14 protein-coding genes are annotated in these 16,851 nt (G+C 66.3%); 6 read left to right on the top strand and 8 right to left on the bottom strand.

Annotated elements, in window-relative coordinates; genetic code table 11:
- On the top strand, positions 1 to 432 hold a 432-nt coding region (locus BOS5A_RS07155), incomplete at its 5' end, for an OmpA family protein (RefSeq protein WP_151954441.1).
- Positions 433 to 773: 341 nt separating this feature from the next.
- Positions 774 to 1,190, top strand: coding sequence for a secondary thiamine-phosphate synthase enzyme YjbQ (locus tag BOS5A_RS07150; protein WP_151954569.1), 417 nt, complete (start codon positions 774 to 776; stop codon positions 1,188 to 1,190).
- A gap of 92 nt (positions 1,191 to 1,282) precedes the next feature.
- Here BOS5A_RS07150 and BOS5A_RS16285 read toward each other — a convergent pair whose 3' ends face one another.
- Positions 1,283 to 1,570 carry a CsbD family protein gene (locus BOS5A_RS16285; protein ID WP_151954440.1) on the bottom strand — a complete coding sequence of 96 codons (288 nt, stop codon included), beginning with the start codon at positions 1,568 to 1,570 and terminating at the stop codon, positions 1,283 to 1,285.
- A 157-nt stretch (positions 1,571 to 1,727) separates the two neighbouring features.
- Between BOS5A_RS16285 and BOS5A_RS07140 the strand changes: the two genes are divergently transcribed.
- Both BOS5A_RS07140 and alr read left to right on the top strand, forming a co-directional pair.
- Complete coding sequence (locus BOS5A_RS07140) at positions 1,728 to 3,320, top strand: MFS transporter (RefSeq protein ID WP_151954439.1); 1,593 nt, start codon at positions 1,728 to 1,730, stop codon at positions 3,318 to 3,320.
- A gap of 41 nt (positions 3,321 to 3,361) precedes the next feature.
- The gene (gene alr, locus BOS5A_RS07135; RefSeq protein WP_151954438.1) at positions 3,362 to 4,387 is read left to right on the top strand and encodes an alanine racemase; all 1,026 of its coding nucleotides are present in this window, start codon (positions 3,362 to 3,364) and stop codon (positions 4,385 to 4,387) included.
- 92 nt (positions 4,388 to 4,479) lie between these two features.
- Here alr and BOS5A_RS07130 read toward each other — a convergent pair whose 3' ends face one another.
- From BOS5A_RS07130 to BOS5A_RS07120, 3 genes are all read right to left on the bottom strand, one after another.
- Positions 4,480 to 7,752 (bottom strand): TonB-dependent receptor domain-containing protein, encoded by a 3,273-nt coding sequence (locus tag BOS5A_RS07130; protein ID WP_325058535.1) that lies wholly within the window; start codon positions 7,750 to 7,752, stop codon positions 4,480 to 4,482.
- 206 nt (positions 7,753 to 7,958) lie between these two features.
- Positions 7,959 to 9,155 carry an acetyl-CoA C-acetyltransferase gene (locus BOS5A_RS07125; RefSeq protein ID WP_151954436.1) on the bottom strand — a complete coding sequence of 399 codons (1,197 nt, stop codon included), beginning with the start codon at positions 9,153 to 9,155 and terminating at the stop codon, positions 7,959 to 7,961.
- A gap of 25 nt (positions 9,156 to 9,180) precedes the next feature.
- Entirely contained in the window at positions 9,181 to 10,179 is a 999-nt protein-coding gene (locus BOS5A_RS07120; RefSeq protein ID WP_199857245.1) for an alpha/beta hydrolase, read from the bottom strand.
- A gap of 102 nt (positions 10,180 to 10,281) precedes the next feature.
- On the opposite strand from BOS5A_RS07120, the gene phaR reads away from it, so the two are divergent.
- Complete coding sequence (gene phaR / locus BOS5A_RS07115) at positions 10,282 to 10,824, top strand: polyhydroxyalkanoate synthesis repressor PhaR (RefSeq protein ID WP_151954434.1); 543 nt, start codon at positions 10,282 to 10,284, stop codon at positions 10,822 to 10,824.
- Positions 10,825 to 10,834: 10 nt separating this feature from the next.
- A complete protein-coding gene (locus BOS5A_RS07110; protein ID WP_151954433.1) occupies positions 10,835 to 11,017 on the top strand; it encodes a hypothetical protein in 183 nt (60 codons plus the stop codon).
- Here BOS5A_RS07110 and BOS5A_RS07105 read toward each other — a convergent pair.
- From BOS5A_RS07105 to BOS5A_RS07090, 4 genes are read right to left on the bottom strand one after another with little or no spacing between them, the layout of a single operon-like run.
- On the bottom strand, positions 11,007 to 12,461 hold the full coding sequence (locus BOS5A_RS07105) for a hypothetical protein (protein ID WP_151954432.1): 1,455 nt from the start codon (positions 12,459 to 12,461) through the stop codon (positions 11,007 to 11,009). The two genes, BOS5A_RS07110 and BOS5A_RS07105, sit on opposite strands and share 11 nt — an antisense overlap.
- A gap of 1 nt (position 12,462) precedes the next feature.
- Positions 12,463 to 13,650: an aspartyl protease family protein gene (locus BOS5A_RS07100; protein WP_234419234.1), complete on the bottom strand. Its 1,188-nt coding sequence runs from the start codon at positions 13,648 to 13,650 to the stop codon at positions 12,463 to 12,465.
- 47 nt (positions 13,651 to 13,697) lie between these two features.
- Positions 13,698 to 15,245, bottom strand: a complete 1,548-nt coding sequence (locus BOS5A_RS07095) for a hypothetical protein (protein ID WP_151954431.1) — start codon at positions 15,243 to 15,245, stop codon at positions 13,698 to 13,700.
- A gap of 8 nt (positions 15,246 to 15,253) precedes the next feature.
- Positions 15,254 to 16,795, bottom strand: a complete 1,542-nt coding sequence (locus BOS5A_RS07090) for a CpaF family protein (RefSeq protein ID WP_151954430.1) — start codon at positions 16,793 to 16,795, stop codon at positions 15,254 to 15,256.
- Positions 16,796 to 16,851 lie beyond the last annotated feature (56 nt).

Below are 16,851 nucleotides of genomic sequence, written 5' to 3'. Positions count from 1 at the left end.
TTCGACGAGAGGTATGCCTTCACGGCATCCGCACGGCGCTGCGCCAGGCCAACGTTGTACTTCGACGAACCCGAGGTGGTCTGCTCGCCGGGTCCGTTCATTGTCTTCTTCGAATGGGACAAGTCGGACATTACCCCGGAAGCGGCGTCGATCCTCGACAACGCGGTTACCCAGTACCAGTCGTGCGGCAACGCGCAGGTCATGGTTGCCGGCTTCACCGACACCTCGGGTTCGTCGAAGTACAACGTTGGCCTGTCGCAGCGCCGTGCGGATGCCGTGAAGGCATACCTCTCGTCGAAGGCGGTTGCCGACGCGAACATCTCGACCGAAGCATTCGGCGAGACGAAGCTGCGCGTTCAGACTGCGGACGGCGTCCGCGAGGTCCAGAACCGTCGCGTCGAGATCACCTACGGACCGGGTTCGGGCCAGTAAGCCCAACCCCGGACCGCAGGGTTCGAGAAAAGAGGGAGGTCGGCGCGAGCCGGCCTCCTTTTTTATTGGTGCGTAGTCAGCTTGGCAGCGACGGCGTCGAGGCAGCCGAGCCAGTGCTCTTGGCAAACCTATTCTCATTTGCGCTCGCTTGGCGGCTTGCGCTCGAAATCGAACTCGCGATGACCCAGGGCTGAAACACGGGACGCGTTGGCGTGCTGTTACGTAGGAGGGAGCAAATTCGTGCGGGTCGCGGCGTGGGATCACGCACGATGCGTTGGCATGCTGTTGCGTAGGAGGGAGAAAATACGCTGGCTGAACGGGGTGGGGGCGTGACGGCAGCAATTCGGCAGGCAACCGGCGAACTGGTGGTCGCAGCCGCCGATGCCGGTCTTCATGATTTCACGCGCGCGGTGGCGGATTGGCTGGCCGAGCAGCGCATATCGTCGGGCTTGTTGACGCTGTTCTGCCGGCACACGTCGGCATCGCTGCTCATTCAGGAAAATGCGTCTCCGGGCGCCAGGCGCGATCTGGAGGATTATTTCGCGCGGATCGCGCCGGAATCGGATCGATACCGCCATAACGATGAAGGGGCCGAAGACATGCCAGCGCATCTGCGGGCGGCGCTGACCCAGACGCATCTGGCGATCCCGGTCATCGGCGGGCGACTTGCCCTTGGCACATGGCAGGGGATTTATCTGTTCGAGCACCGTCGCGGCCCGCAACGCCGCGCGATCGCTCTGCATGTTATCGGCGCCTGACCCGGCGGGCATCACTACGAACGAAAAAAGGCCCCGCACACATCGTAGCGCGGGGCCTTTCGATCAGCGAGACAACGCGGCGCTATTAGGGCTTAGCGCTTGCCCCGCAGCGTGTTGAGGATCGCCAGACCTACGACCCCGGCAAGCGCGGCCGCGGCGAAGGGACGATCCTTGGCGAAGGTGCGCGCCTTGTCGACGAGCGGACCGCTGCCGTTCAGGACCGCGTCCTTCGCGGCGCCGTAGCCCTTCTGAACCTGCGCGCCGAGCTGGTCGGCCTTGCCCTCGGTTTCGAGCGCGCGGTCGCCGGTCGCGACGCCGACGCCTTCCTTCACCTTGCCCGCCACATCGCGGCCATTGCCGATCAGGGTATCGCTGTTCATCGCATCAATCCTTTCCAGATCTCCAGGAGGGGAATGTCGCGGTGCACAACGCGCGACGTTCGTTTCGGTGCCAGATTTTCGCTTGGCTCCCACGCTTGCCCGTGATGCGATAGTCGCTAGACATTCGTCGCAGGGACGCTGGGGCGAGGGACGTTGCATGGATGCCAGCACGACAGTCGAGACACCGGCCCCGAAGGATGTCCGGCTGGTCATCACCGCATCGGCGCTGGGGACGGTGTTCGAATGGTATGACTTCTTCATCTACGGCACGCTGGCGGCGTCGGGGATCATCGGACGGACCTTCTTCCCGGCTGGAAACGAGGTGGTGCAGACGCTCCTCGCCTGGGCGGGATTTGCGGTCGGCTTCGGCTTTCGTCCGCTCGGCGCGGTACTCTTCGGCTATCTCGGCGATCGGCTGGGACGTAAATATACCTTTCTCGTCACGATCACGCTGATGGGTGTCGCAACCGCGGGGGTGGGGCTTGTGCCCTCCGCCGCAGTGATCGGCATGGCCGCGCCGGTCGTCATCATCCTGCTGAGAATCGCCCAGGGATTGGCGCTCGGCGGCGAATATGGCGGCGCGGCGATCTATGTCGCAGAGCATTCGCCACCGGGAAAATCGGGGTTTTACACCAGTTTCATCCAGGCGGGCGTGGTCGGCGGATTCATCCTGAGCCTTGCCGTCGTCCTGTCGTTCAAAGGCCTCTTGCCCAGCGCGACATGGGATGCGTGGGGATGGCGGCTGCCGTTCCTGTTCTCGATCCTGCTGCTCGCGGTGTCGCTGTGGATGCGGCTGAAACTGTCCGAGAGTCCGGTGTTCAAGGCCATGCGGGCCGCCGGCGAGCGAGCGGCGAACCCAATCGTGGAGAGCTTCACCTATCCCGGCAACATGAAGCGGATGCTGGTCGCGCTGTTCGGCATCGCGGCAGGCCTCACGGTGATCTGGTATACCGCGATGTTCACCGTTCTCTCCTTCCTGCAGACGACGATGCGCGTCGACGAGACGGTGGCGCAGCTGCTGACCGGCACCGGCGCGCTCTTCGGACTGGTGTTCTTCATCTATTTCGGGCGACTGTCGGACAGGGTGGGCCGCAAGACGCCGATCGTGATCGGCTATGTGCTGACGCTCCTGCTGTTGTTCCCGATATTCTGGTTCATGGCGTCGGCCGCCAATCCGGGGTTGGCGCGCGCGGCGCAGCGAGCGCCGGTGATCGTGTCGGGGCCGCACTGCGCCTACAGCCCGTTTGCAAAGACGCAGGCGGATGCCTGCGGGCGCTTGCTCGACTATTTCTCCAAGAAAGGCGTGGCTTACACCAAGATGGTGTCGCCCGTGACGATCGTGTCGGTGGGCGGCGAGCCGGTGGGTGACCTGTCCGATGCGGGGCTGGATGCGGCGCTTTCGAGAGGCGGCTATAACCTGACCAAGGTCGTGCCGACGACAGCGAATCTGGCGCTCATCCTTATGGCGATCCTGACGATGTCGGCGCTGTCCGGCCTTACCTATGGCCCGGTTGCGGCGCTTTTATCGGAGATGTTCCCGCCAGCGATCCGATACAGCTCGCTGTCGATTCCCTATCATCTGGGAACGGGATATTTCGGCGGATTCCTTCCCTTCATCAGCCAGTATATCGTGGCGCGAACCGGCGATCCCTTTTCCGGGCTCTGGTATACGATGGCTGTGGTCGCGATGGCGCTGGTGGTGACGGCGTTGTGGCTGCGCGAGGAGAAGGGGCGCGTTGTCATCGACTGACAGGGTGGCGACGGGCGCGAGGGGACGCTAACCGCTAGGCCATGAGCAGTCCCAACCGATTGAGGATCGACCGTGCCGCGCTGGCGCAGAACTGGCGCACGCTCGACCGGATGAGCGGCGCCGCCGCGTGCGGTGCGGCGGTGAAGGCGGACGGCTATGGGCTCGGCGCGCGACTGGTCGTCGAGACGCTGGCGGCGGCGGGCGCGCGGGATTTTTTCGTGGCGACCTGGGCCGAGGCACGCGCGATCGCCGATATGGGCGTGTCGATCGCCGTCCTGCACGGCATTCGCGCCGAGGACCTGGCCGAGGGATTGCCCGCCAATGCCCGGCCCGTGCTGAACACCGCCGGGCAGGTCGCGCTGTGGCGGGACGCGGGCGCGGGCCGGCCGTGCGATCTGATGGTCGACACCGGCATGAACCGGCTGGGCCTCGACGTCGGGCAGGCCGTCGGCGAACAGTGCGTGGGTCTCACCATCGATACGCTGATGAGCCACCTTGCCTGCGCCGACGAGGACAGTGCCATGAACGCGGCGCAGCGCGAGCGGTTTGCAGCACTGGCAGGGCAAACGACGGCGCGGAGGATGAGCCTTGCCAATTCCGCAGGCATCGCGCTCGGGCGGGACTATGCCTTTGACCTGACGCGGCCGGGTCTCGCGCTTTACGGTGGCGTCCCTCGCGCCGAGCTAGCCGATAGCATCCTTCAGGTGGTCATGCCCGAGGCGCAGGTGATCCAGCGGCGCGTAGTGCGGGCGAGCGAAACCGTTGGTTACAACGCTCTGTGGCGCGCCGAGGCGGACACCGAGATCGCGATCCTCAACATCGGCTATGCCGATGGCTATTGGCGCGGCTTCACGAATTCGGGCGCATTCCGGTGGGGCGATGTGCGCCTGCCGGTGCTGGGACGCGTGTCGATGGACCTGACGGCGGTCGATCTGACCGACGCCACGAATGTGCGCGAAGGCGATTGGATCGCTGCGGATTACGCGCTGGCGAGCGCGGCGGCGGCGAGCGGCATGTCGCAATATGAATTGCTGACGGGGTTGGGGCAGCGCTTCGAGCGCATGTGAGATCTGCCGTGAACCGGGATCGCCAGCCAGGCTGACACAAAAATGGCCGGGAATTTCTTCCCGGCCATTTCCGCTAGCTTTCGATCCGCCGATCAGAAGATCTTGGCGCGAACGCTGATGTAGCCGAAGCGTCCACGGCTGTCGTAGATCGCACCGCCACCGGAGCCCACCAAGCCGAAGGGCGGGATGGTGTTGCCGATGTTGTTCACGCCCAGCTGGAGGCTGAACCGGTCGGTCAGATCATATCCCACGCGCACGTCGCTGTAGGTCGTGATCGGATACTGCACGATCTGTGCGTAATCCGTGTTCTGCGGCGGAAGGCCGTTCACCGAATTATAGTCTTCAAACGTGTTCAGATACTGGCGACCGATCCAGCGGAAGCCGTAGCCGAAGGTCACCTTGTCGATCTTCAAGTCGGCGTTGATGTTGAACAGATCCTGCGGATCGCCGAGTTCGCCGGTGACGACATCCTTGAACTTCGGGTCCAGCGGATTGGTGTAGTTATCGCGCTGGATGACGTGGGTGTAGTCGCCGCGGAGCGCGAGCGTCCCGAAGCCGAAGCGATGGTTGTACTGGACGTTCACGTCGACACCGCGCGCCTTCAGCTTCGCAAAGTTGGCGGACGACTGCAGGAGCGACCCTTCGAGGACGCGGAACGCTTCCTCGCCGCGTGGCCCACCGCTGCTGCCCGCACGCTGGAACAGCCCGCAGAACGGATTGTTGAGCGTCGGCGAGTCGTAGCACAGGTTGAGGATATTCTGCGCACTGACGGCCGAGATCACGTTGTCCACCGTGATGTCATAGAAATCGCCCGACACGACCAGCCCGGGGATGTAGCTGGGCGAATACACCGCACCCAGCGTCAGCGACTTGGACGTTTCGGCCTGAAGGTTCGGATTGCCGCCGCTCTTGATTTCCAGCGAGGCGCTGTAAACATAATCATAGGTCGAAGGGCGACCCGCCGCGTTGCAGTTCGCGACCCGGTAGGTCGTGCCGTTGGCCAGGTTCCGCGCCGAGCAAGGATCGGTAACGGTCGCGAAGTTCTGGCTCGTCGTCGCATACAGATCGCCCAGATACGGCGAGCGCACGGACTTCGCATAGTCGCCGCGGAACATCAGATCGTTGATCGGCTTGTAGCGGCCACCGACCTGATAGGTGTAAACGGTGCCGACCGAGCCCTTGTAGTCGGACACACGACCCGAACCCGTGAGCGTCAGTTCCCGCAGCAACGGCAGGTCCTTGACGATCGGCAGGTTGACCTCGGCAAAGGCTTCCTTGACCTCGAACGAGGGCGCCCGGAACGACGGGATGGCGTTGTAGAACGCGTAGCCCGACTGGGTGAACTTATCGAGGTCGTAGCGCAGCGTCTCGCGACGATATTCGCCACCGAGCGAGAAGCCGATCGGACCACCCGGCAGATCGAACAGCTGGCTGAGGTCGCCAGAGACGAAGCCGTTGGCGACGAACTGGGTCGCCTTGCCGCTGGCGAGGCTGTTGACCGTCAGATACTGGCGTGCGGCGTCGCTGACCGAGCCTTCACCGAACGGATTGATCGGAACGCAGGCCGCGATGTCGGCAGCGAGCTGCGCGGGGTTTCCGCCGCGATCCACGCCCGCGTAACGGGAGTCGATCTGCGAGCGGCACACGATCTGGCCAGCGGCATTCCGCGTCGTATCGATCGCCAGCAGATAACGCTGCCGGTTGATGTTGCTACGGATTTCGTTGGTTTCGTCGTGCTCGCCGTAATTGGTCGAGAGTTCGTAATGCCAATCGTCGTTGAAGTCGCCGCGGATACCGCCGACCAGCTTGAACGTCTCACGCGTGATGAACTCGTCACGAATGCCGAGATCGAGCCAGTTGCGACGCAGCGAGAAGCGGAAGGTGCCTGCTGCGACCTGAGCCAGAGCCGCGTTGCGCGCGGTCGTGCCCGCTGCCGTCGCCGCATAGGCGGTGCCGGTGTTGGGGTTCACGCCCGAGTTGATGGCGGCCGTCAGCTGCGACGTGATTGTGCCACGTGCCGCCGCGCTCAGATACGGGTTGTCGAGCCGGATCCCCTCGCGGTTCACCGGATTGACGTTCGTGCCGGTCTGGTTGGTGTTGCTATAGGAATAGTCGCTGAAGCCGGTGATGGCGACGCCGTCACCCAGTGTCTGGCCCTGCGAGAAGAACGGGCCGCTCGATGAGCCGAACGCCTTGGTCTTGACGTAACGCGCCTCGAAGAAGGGCGTGAAGGCCGGCGAAAAGTCGTAATGGCCGAGCGCGGTCACCGCATAGCGCTGCACGTCGGGCGAGAGCGTCAGCAGCTGGCCTTCGCGGCCGGTATAGCCATTGCCGCCGATGAAGCTGCCGTTCGGCCCCACGCCCACGCGCTGGCCGGTCTGCGACGTAAGCGAGCCGCCCGGCTGGAACAGGAACGCGCAGGTAAAGGCACTGCGAGCGGCCGTGTTGGGGTTGCTGTCCAGGCCACATGGCGCTGCGGCGTTGCCGTAACGGAAGCCAAGCTGGCCACCGAGCGAGATCGTGGTCGAGCGGATATCGCGGAAATAGAGGCGATCCGGGATACCGTCCGACCCGTTGACCGAACCCGCAGGGTCCGTGCCGGTGATGACGAAGCCGTTGGCCGAACGGTAATCCGGGCGCCCCGACGCATAATAGCGCGACTGGTGGGCATATTCGGCGTTGATCGCGATGTTGCCGCGACCTTCGTCGAAGTTCTTGCCGCCGACCACGGAGACGAGCTGCGTGCCCGCGTCGCCCCAGGGAATCGTGACGCCCGACTGCGCGTGGAGCGCCAGACCGTCGTAATTGTCCTTGAGGATGAAGTTGACGACGCCGGCGACCGCGTCCGACCCGTAGACCGACGAAGCGCCACCGGTCAGCACGTCGACCCGCTCGATAAGATCGCTCGGGAAAGCGCTGGTATCCACGATCGCGCGGTTGTTGATGATGTCGGCGGCCACTTCGCGGCGACCGTTGACGAGCGTCAGCGTGCGGGTGGTGCCAAGGCCGCGAAGGTCGAGCGCGGTGATGCCGCGAAGGCCAAGCGAGCCGGTGATCGAGTTCTGCGAGCCCAGCGTCGTGCGCAGCTGCGGCAGGTCGTTGAGCGCGTCGCCGACCGAAATACGCGCGGTCTGCGTCAGTTCGGCGCCGGTCACCGACGTCACCGGCGAAACCGATTCGGCGTTTGGCGTGCGAATGCGCGAGCCCGTGATGACGATTTCGTCGCCCGTCGTGGACTGATCGACGCGCTGATCGGCGTCGCTCGTCGCGGGCGACGACACCGTGCTGTCGCTTTGCGCCGGCGTCGTTTGCGCGAAGGCGGCGGTGGAAATGAGTAGTGATGTCGCGAGCGCGGTCGCGCTCAACAAGCGTGTCTGTCGCATTATTGCCCCCAGATGACGGGCGGGACTGCCCGTTCATCTGGCAGAAAGGTTCAAATGCGCCGCCGAAACAAGACAAAAAGCGTTACCTACTTTGGTCTTTTTGAGCGCATGTGTCTCAAAAGTGACACGTAAGTCATTTTGACTAAATGGCTGTTAATGAGTGTATCTCGCAGATCGGCGAAACAAAATTACGCGGTTTCCACGCACATCGCGATTCCCATGCCGCCGCCGATGCACAGCGTGGCGAGGCCCTTCCCGGGGCCGCGCTTGCCCATTTCGTAGATCAGGGTCGTCAGGACGCGGGCGCCGCTCGCGCCGATCGGATGGCCGATCGCGATCGCGCCGCCGTTGACGTTGACGCGCTCTGCGTTCCAGCCGAGTTCCTTGCCGACGGAAAGCGCCTGCGCCGCGAACGCCTCGTTCGCCTCGATCAGGTCGAGGTCGGCGAGAGACCAGCCGGCCTTTTCCAGCGCGCGCTTGCTGGCGGGGACGGGGCCGATGCCCATCACCGAAGGGTCGACGCCCGCCGAAGCCCAGGAGCGGACGGTTGCGAGCACGGGTGCACCGCGGCGCTCGGCCTCGTCGCGGCGCATCAGCACCAGGGCGGCGGCGCCGTCGTTGAGGCCGCTGGCATTGGCGGCGGTGACGGTGCCGTCCTTCTTGAAGGCGGGGCGAAGGCCGGCGACGCTGTCGAGCGTTGCACCGGTGCGGATATATTCGTCGTCGGCGACGACGGTGTCGCCCTTGCGGCCCTTGACGGTGACGGGCGCGATCTCGTCCCGGAAGCGGCCGGCGGCGCGCGCAGCCTCGGCCTTGTTCTGCGAGGCGACGGCAAAGGCATCCTGCTCGCCGCGCGTCACCTGATATTGCTCCGCCAGATTCTCCGCGGTGATCCCCATGTGATAGCCGTTGAAGACGTCGGTCAGGCCGTCCTTGATCATCGTATCGACCAGGCTCACGTCGCCCATCTTCGCGCCTGCGCGCAGCGTCTGGGCATGGGCGCTGAGCGACATCGATTCCTGCCCGCCGGCGATGACGATCGAAGCATCGCCGGTCTGGATCGCCTGGACGGCAAGCGCGACGGCGCGCAGCCCCGATCCGCAGACCTGGTTGACGCCCCAGGCGGGCACTTCCTTCGGCACGCCCGCCGCCATCGCGGCCTGGCGTGCGGGGTTCTGGCCCTGTGCCGCGGTCAGCACCTGGCCCAGGATAACTTCCGACACCTCCTCACCCGAGACGCCCGCCTGCGCGAGCGCCGCCTCGATCGCGATACGGCCGAGCTCGTGGGCGGGGGTGGCGGCGAGCGCGCCGAGGAAGCTTCCGACGGGCGTGCGCTTCGCGGCGACGATGACGACATCGTGGGGGGCGTGGGTGGCTGCGGTCATGGGATGGCACTCCTTGTTCGCGGCGCTATCTAGGCGCTGCGACCGTGCTTAGCCAGTCGGCGAGCGGTTCCCACAGGACCGCGCAGGCGCGACCGCCGACGATCATCCCGACATGCCCCGCCGCGACGTCGTGGCGCGAGGGCAGGCCGGCGGCAGTGGCCGCGGGGACGATGCGGTCGCCCAGCGATACGAACTCGGTGGCAGGGCACGCGATCGAAGAGAGATCGACCGGGGCGCCGCCGACGATCCACTCGCCCCTGCCCGGCGCATCCCGCTCGATCATCGCGAACAGCTCCGCACCCGCCGCATAGGTCAGTGGGGCGCCGGCGTTGGCCCAGTCTTCCAGCGCCACGAAATCGCGCGCGGCGCGGCTGCCGGCGGGCATCGCCGCGAACGCTTCGTATTTGGCGATCGTGCGCGCCGGGTCGAGCCGCCAGAAGCCCGATTGCAGCACCTCCATCGGAACGAGGCCGAGCGCATCACAGGCCGCGTGGGCGCTGGTCCACAGATCGGCGATCGATGCGCGCGCCGTCTCGCCATAGCCGGTAAAGTGCCACGGCGCGGCGATCGTAGCGACCGCTGTGACCTCCGCGCGCGCCGCGGCTGCGAGCGCCATCGTTCCGCCCAGGCAATAGCCGACGAGTATGGGAGCCTGCTTCAACCGCGCGAGGAGCGGCAGGAGGATGCGCTCGACATGGCCGGCGATATCGAGCGCGCGGTCAACGGGCGTCGGTGATCCCCAGTCGAGCAGCAGCGTCCGGTGACCGCGCGCTGCGATCCAGCGTAGCAGCGACGTCTCGGGGGTCAGGTCGAGGATGTGGGACGGGTTGATAAGCGACGGGACGAAAACGACCGGTGGGCCATCCTCGCTGCCGCCGTAATCGAGAAGCCTCGCGTGGCCCCGGCGGTGCTTTGCGGGGGGCATCGCGGGGCGAGGCTCCCTTGGCGCAGCCTGATAGCAGGCGAGTCCCGCAAGTGCGACCTGGCGCCGTTCACCCGATGTTGCGGTTTCGCTGCGCAGCATGTCCAGAAACAGAGGGAGCGGTCGAGGCCCGTGTTGCGATGCGGCAAGATGTGCTGTAGCGCGGGATTGCAGCGACTTGCGGCGCATCATCGGGGGATGAGGATGAAGAAGCAGCACGACGGCACGGGCACGGTCATCATCAAGAAATACGCCAATCGGCGGCTCTACAACACCGAAACTTCATCCTACATCACGCTCGACCATCTCGCGACGATGACCCGCGAAGGACGTGACTTCAAGGTCGTGGACGCCAAGACCGACGAGGACATCACCCACAACGTCCTAACCCAGATCATCATGGAGGAAGAAAGCCGCGGCACGTCGATGCTGCCGGTGAATTTCCTGCGCCAGCTGATCGCGATGTATGGCGATTCGATGCAGGCGATGGTGCCGGGCTATCTGGAAGCGTCGATGGACAGCTTTCGCCGCAACCACGAACAGTTCAAGACCGCGGTCGAGGGCGCGTTCGTCGGCTCGCCGCTCGCCGAGATCGCGAAACGCAACATGGCGATGTTCGAGGCCGCGACCCAGGCGTTCAAGCCGCCCGTCGCCGGCGCACCCCCGGCCAGCAAGGACGACGAGATCGCCGCGCTGAAGGCCGAGCTCGCGTCGCTGCAGGCGAAGGTCGAGAAGCTCGGCAAGTGAGCGGCGTGCCGTGACGGCGGCATGGATCGGTGCGGGTGCGGCCGGCGTGACCGCGGTGGTCGCCGCGGTCGGCGAGCGGCGGCGCCACCGGCGCGACGATCCGGACCGGGTCGGCGTGCTCGACTGGCGCAGCATCCAGCTTTTCGCGATTCTCGCGCTGCTCCTGTGCGTCAGCGTCGCGCTCAATTCCTGAACGCGCGGTCGCGCCTGAGGTAGACGACGGTGCGCCAGCGGCTGCGCGGGGTGGAGAAGACGGGCCGGTAATCGCGCGCGAGCGCGGCCTTGACCGCGAACAGGCTCCCTGGATTCCAGATCGAGAGGCGCCGGGTGGAGGTGACGATCACCGGCGGCCGCTGCGCCAGGATGCGCCGCACCTCTGCAGCTTCATCGATCCCCGTTGCGCCCTCCTCGGTGGAATAGGCAAGCAGGTTCGGAAAGGCGTAGGGCGTCGGCAGGCATGCGTCAGCCAGCCGGTATGTGATGGTATCGCCGATGAAGACCCACGGGCACTCGTCGCCGCTGTTCGCGCGCACGGTTGCCGCGACGCGTCTCGCGCCCGGCCCGTCGTCGGGCTGGACGGCGCGTTCGATGACCACGAGCATCAGCCCGAGCACCATCGCCGCGACCATCGTGCGCGGGACCGCGGAGAAGCCGGCGCCCGCCATGATGCACAGCGGCACGAGCAGCGGCAGCGCGTAGTGATCGAAGAAGGTGCCGATCGCGAAGAAGCCGATCAGCGCCGCCATGAGCCAGGCGAGCGCGAGCGTCATCGCGTCGCCGGCGGTGCCGCTGCGCTGGCGCCGCCGCCATGCGATGACCGCGGCGATGACGAGCGGGGTGAGCTGGGCGGCGATACCCAGAAGCCGCATCGCCAGATCGGCAAGCGGGTATCCGGGTCGCAGCAGGATCGAGGTGATGTTGGCGAACCAGAAATCGTCGAACGCGCCGCGCTGCCAATACCAGCCGATCGCGGCCAGCGTCGGCAGCGCCCCGGCAAGCGCCCATAGCAGGGCCGCCGCCGTCAGCCGTGCGGCACCGGGGGTGCGGCGCGCATAGACCCACACATGCGCGCAGCCGAAGAGCACGCCTTCGAACGCGGGCGAATATTTGAACTGGATCGCGACGCCCGCAAGCAGGCACACGACCACACCGCTTCGCACCACCGCGCCACCCAGCATCGATCGCCACGGCAGGCGCAGCGTGATCCAGCCGGCGAGCGCCATCAGCAGATTGTAGAAGACGGGCGCCTGCCCGCCGCGCCCGCCGAGCAGCGACAGGCCGATGAGATAGGCGGCTCCTGCGGCAAGCGCGCCAAGATCGCGCGCGCCGACGCTTCGTGCGCCTTCGCGGACGATCAGCGCGGTCAGCGCGGCGCTGGCGCAGGCGGCAAACTGATAGGCGAGGATTCCGTCGCCCGGCAGCAGCCGAAACAGCGCGTAGAGCAGGAAAAGCCCGATCGGCTTCCTGTCCCAGATATCGAGATAGGGGACCGCACCGTGGAGCATCCGGTCGCCGACGAGCAGGTAGAATTGCTCATCGACATGGATGACCGGGTTGCCGAAGTCCCAGACACGCAGCAGCACGGCGAGGAGCAGGATGCCGGCCGTGCCGCCGCGCAGACGATCCGGCTTGGTCATTTCAGTAGAAGCTCTTCAGCGTGAGCGTTCGCGTCGTGCCGTCGCACATGCCGAGCGTCACGATCCGGCCCGGCGCGCCCGCCGACCAGCGCGCGAGCGGGCTGGCGGGATACGCATTCGTGATCATCTGGCCATCGACGGCGCAGATTTCGTCGCCCGTCTTCCATCCGGTGGCGGCGGCCGGCCCGCCTTTCATGACATGGATGACGCGCAGGCGATCGCTGGCAAGGCCGATCAGCAGGCCGCTCGTCGATCGCAGGGGCGGCAGATCCGCATCGGGACCGGGTTGCAACACCATCCGCCCGGCGGACGGATCGAGCAGCACGCGGTAACGCTGCAGGAACCCCGAGCCGATCCGGCCGGCGACCCCGATCGTGTCGGAGAAGCCGCCTTTGGGCTCGATCCGAACCTCGACATTGCGCGCGGTCAGATCGCCGAGGATGAGCGCGGGCACGATGCCGAGCGTGCTGACCGATGGCCCCGCAAGACCATAGGAGATCGCGGTCGTCGTGCGAACGCCCGGCACCGCCGCCGCCGCCCAGCCGGCCGACGTGGCGGTGACGGAGGAACCGTCACCGGTATCGACGACGACCGGGCGCAGGCGCTGGCGACCGAGCGTCATCTCCGTCGCGTAGACCAGCTTGTCGCGCGCGATCCACGAGGGGGCGGACACGCCGGCGAAGGGCAGCCGGCCGCTCGGCAGCAGGCGAAAACGTTTCCCCGCATAATCGATGTCGAGCGCGTAGCGGGCAAGCAGGTCTCGTCCGACGAGCAGGTCGATCGCGGTCGCGCTGCCGGTGGCGAGTGGGGGAAGCTCCGCGACCGAAAGCGTGCCGCCGCGGCGCACCAGCGCGCCGATCGACACGCTGGTGGTCTTGACGGAGCCGATCGGCACCGTGCCCCCGATCGCCGTCGCGACGCCCGCCGCCACAACCGGGATTTTCGCCATGTCGGCATAGCGGCGGCTGAGCACCGAATAGCTGACACCGGTATCGAGCACCGCGCTGACCGGCCGGCTATCCAGCGCCATGGTGAAGCGGATCTGGTTGCCGGGTGTCAGCGTGAACGGAATCCAGCGCGTCTCGGCATCCGTTGCCAGCGTGTAGGTGGCGGGAGAGGGCGGTATCGGTTCGGCGCGCAGGGCCGCGGTCGCCGCAAGGGCAAGAAGGACGGTCGCGACGCGGTGCACGGGCTGACCTTGTAACGATCGCGGTGCGCGGGGGAAGGGTGCGCGCGTCACATGCCCAGATCGGCGAGCACCCTGTTGACTTCCAGCGGTGTGGCCTGACGCTGCGTCCTCGCGTCGCAGCGTCCCGGCCGGCGGTAAAGGCAGATCGCGCTGATCGAGCCGGCATCCTGCGGGTTGGTGTAGTTGCCGATATATTCGCCCGCGGTCGATCGACACCCTGCGCGGGTAAAGCCGGCAGGCACGTCGCCAGCACGCATCGAGGTCACAATGATCGAATCATAGGCCGGCGCAAAGGCCGCGGCCGCCTGGCGCTGGCGGGGATAGCGGCGGTCGATCATGTAGATGGGTATTTGGCGGTGAAGGACCGTGTAGCCGCCGAATTCCGAAATCGGCACGCCGATCAACCCGATCCCGCACAGCGCCGGATCGCGGCGCAGGTCAGTGAAGGTCGCGAGCGACGCGGAACGCGCCGTCCATAGCGGACGCCTTTCCCAGCGTGCGCCGAGCAGGATCGACACCGCGATCCACACGATCATCGAAACGCTCAGCAACACCACCCGGCGCGGTCGCCCGACGCGTGCAGCGAGGCGATCGATCAGGTCCACCGTGCCGATGGCGGCAAGGATGATCGCGAACCCGCTGGTCAGCAGAATGAAGCGAAATTCCTTGTGCGCGATGAGGCTGTGCAAGGCGAAGTGGACGACCGCGGCCCAGAACAGCGCCGGGAACCGCCGACCGCCGATATAGGCGGCGATGACGATCGGCACGCTCGCCCAGCTCCACATGTTGCCGAGCACGCCGATATAGGCCGTGACCGGCGACGTGCCGAAACCCGCCGCCTTGTCGAGCACGATGTTCTGGCGGACATTTTCCAGCAGCCAGAAGAATGGCACCGCGCCGAAGGCCAGATCGACCGCGGCCGATACGACGAGCATCGCCGCACCACCCGCCGCCATCGGCAGCCACCGCCCGCGCCGGTCGCGCCCGCCGGCAAACGCCGCCAGCACCAGCACCGCTGGCCCGTATTGGAAGCGCAGGACGCAGGTCAGCGCCAGCAGCGCGCCGGCCGCGGCCATCCGCTTCGCATCCTGGCGCCCGCCGAACGCCAGCGCGGCAGCCGCGCAGGCGCTCGCCAGCCCGGTCGTCTCGCCCAGCGGATGCGCGGCGAGCGCAATGAACTCGTACCATGTCGCCGCGACGATCGCGGCGCAGATCGCATGCGTGCGCGAGACACGGGCGCCCAGGGTCCAGGCCGATCCGACGATCGTCGTGGACGCGGCGATCATCGCAAGGCGCGGCAGCAGGAGATAGATCGTGCCGCCCGGCGCGATGAGGTTGCCCAGCGCCATCGGCCCCGACAGAAGCAACGGCAGCAGCCAGCTGCGCATGCCGACGCGGTATTCCCACGGAACCACTCCGTAACCGAAGAGATAGCGGTGCGCAGCCTCGAGATACTGGTAGATCTCGTCCGGGTGGTGGATCGACGGCCGTGCGAGCGTCGTCGCGCGCAGCGCGAAGGCAACCGCCACGATCGCCGCGACGACGAGAGCGGACGTCCGCGCGCGCGCACGCGAAGTCGTGATGGTCCCGTGCATATCCCCGGTCAGAGGCAGGATTCGAGGAAGGCCTGATCGAAGCCGAACTGCTTCGCCTTGTCGATGGTATAGGGGCGCAAGCCCATCGCGCGGTATTCACCGATGATCTTGCCGTCCGCGGTCTCGTCCAGATACTCGAACTTGAACAGCTCCTGCGTCACGATGACGGGGCCTTCCATGCCGATCACCTCGGTCACGTTGGTGACCCGGCGCGAGCCGTCGCGCAGGCGCTTCACCTGGATGATCATGTCGACCGAATCGGCGATCTGGCGGCTGATCGCCTCCTTCGGCACCTTGATGTCGGACATCATCACCATGTTCTCCATACGCGCCAGCGCCTCGCGCGGGCTATTGGAGTGGAGCGTGCACATCGATCCGTCATGGCCGGTGTTCATCGCGGCGAGCATGTCGAAACATTCGGAGCCGCGGATTTCGCCCAGGATAATGCGATCCGGGCGCATACGCAGCGCGTTCTTGACGAGGTCGCGGATCGAGATTTCGCCCTGACCTTCGAGGTTGGCGGGCCGCGTTTCGAGCGGCAGCCAGTGCGGCTGCTGAAGGCGAAGCTCGGCCGCGTCCTCGATCGTCAGCACGCGCTCGCCGGGGTCGATCATCTTCGACAGCGCGTTGAGCATCGTCGTCTTGCCCGAGCCGGTGCCGCCCGAGATGACGACGTTGAATCGGCACGCGCCCGCAATCTTCAGCGCGGTCGCCATCTTTACCGACATCGACCCGCCCGACGCCATCATGTCGAGTGTGATCGGCTTGGCGGAGAATTTGCGGATCGAGATCGCGGTGCCGCGCAAGGAAAGCGGCGGCACGATGACGTTGACGCGGGACCCGTCCTTCAGGCGGGCGTCGGCGAGCGGGGTCGTCTGGTCGACACGGCGGCCGACGGAATTGCAGATGCGCTGCGCGATCTGGAACAGATGCTCCTCGTCGCGAAAGCTGATGTGCGCCAGCTCCAGCTTGCCCTTGCGCTCGACGTACGTCTGTTCGGGGCCGTTGACCATGATGTCCGAGATCGCCGGGTCGGCGAGCAACTCCTCGAGCGGCCCGAGGCCGAGAAGCTCATCGACCAGCACCTTTTCCAGCGCGAACTGCTCGCGGCGGTTGAGCGTCAGCTTCAGTTCGGCGAGCACCTCGCCGATGATCGGGCGAAATTCCTCGGCCAGCTCGTCCTTGCCGAGGGTCGCGGCGGCTTCGGGGTCGACGCGTTCCAGCAGGCGCGGCAGCACCTGCTCCTTGATCTTGTGGATCGATGCCTCGAATCCCTCGACCCGGCTGTTGCCGGCCTCGCCGCTGGAATTCTGGCGATCGGTCAGGCGCTGCATCGCGTCGGTCGGTCCGCCGAACGGCGCCGCGCCAAGCCCGGCATCGTCGAGCAGCGGCGCGATGGTCTCCAGCGGCGGGAACTGCTCGCCGCCCGCGGGCTCGGCGCGCGCCGGGGCGCCGCCCTGCATCGGCCGCGCGACGCCAAAGGCCGGGCGCGATCCGCCGGCACCGGCTGTGCCGCCACTGGGTCCGCTGCGACGTCCGAACGCACTCATTTCCACCGTCCTTCGATATCGATCGCGCCGTGGTTAACCGCCAAGTCCTGACATTT

The sequence above is a fragment of the Sphingomonas sp. EC-HK361 genome, from assembly GCF_902498785.1.
GTDB lineage: Bacteria > Pseudomonadota > Alphaproteobacteria > Sphingomonadales > Sphingomonadaceae > Sphingomonas.
The sequence above is the reverse complement of the archived record's forward strand: the minus strand, read 5'-3'. Positions and strand labels throughout refer to the sequence as shown.

Excerpts from the sequence above, each read along its gene's own strand:
- BOS5A_RS16285 (WP_151954440.1), bottom strand. The coding sequence starts at position 1,570 with ATGAACAGCGATACCCTGATCGGCAATGGCCGCGATGTGGCGGGCAAG.
- BOS5A_RS07140 (WP_151954439.1), top strand. The coding sequence starts at position 1,728 with ATGGATGCCAGCACGACAGTCGAGACACCGGCCCCGAAGGATGTCCGG.
- alr (WP_151954438.1), top strand. The coding sequence starts at position 3,362 with ATGAGCAGTCCCAACCGATTGAGGATCGACCGTGCCGCGCTGGCGCAG.
- BOS5A_RS07125 (WP_151954436.1), bottom strand. The coding sequence starts at position 9,155 with ATGACCGCAGCCACCCACGCCCCCCACGATGTCGTCATCGTCGCCGCG.
- BOS5A_RS07120 (WP_199857245.1), bottom strand. The coding sequence starts at position 10,179 with ATGCTGCGCAGCGAAACCGCAACATCGGGTGAACGGCGCCAGGTCGCA.
- phaR (WP_151954434.1), top strand. The coding sequence starts at position 10,282 with ATGAAGAAGCAGCACGACGGCACGGGCACGGTCATCATCAAGAAATAC.
- BOS5A_RS07105 (WP_151954432.1), bottom strand. The coding sequence starts at position 12,461 with ATGACCAAGCCGGATCGTCTGCGCGGCGGCACGGCCGGCATCCTGCTC.
- BOS5A_RS07095 (WP_151954431.1), bottom strand. The coding sequence starts at position 15,245 with ATGCACGGGACCATCACGACTTCGCGTGCGCGCGCGCGGACGTCCGCT.
- BOS5A_RS07090 (WP_151954430.1), bottom strand. The coding sequence starts at position 16,795 with ATGAGTGCGTTCGGACGTCGCAGCGGACCCAGTGGCGGCACAGCCGGT.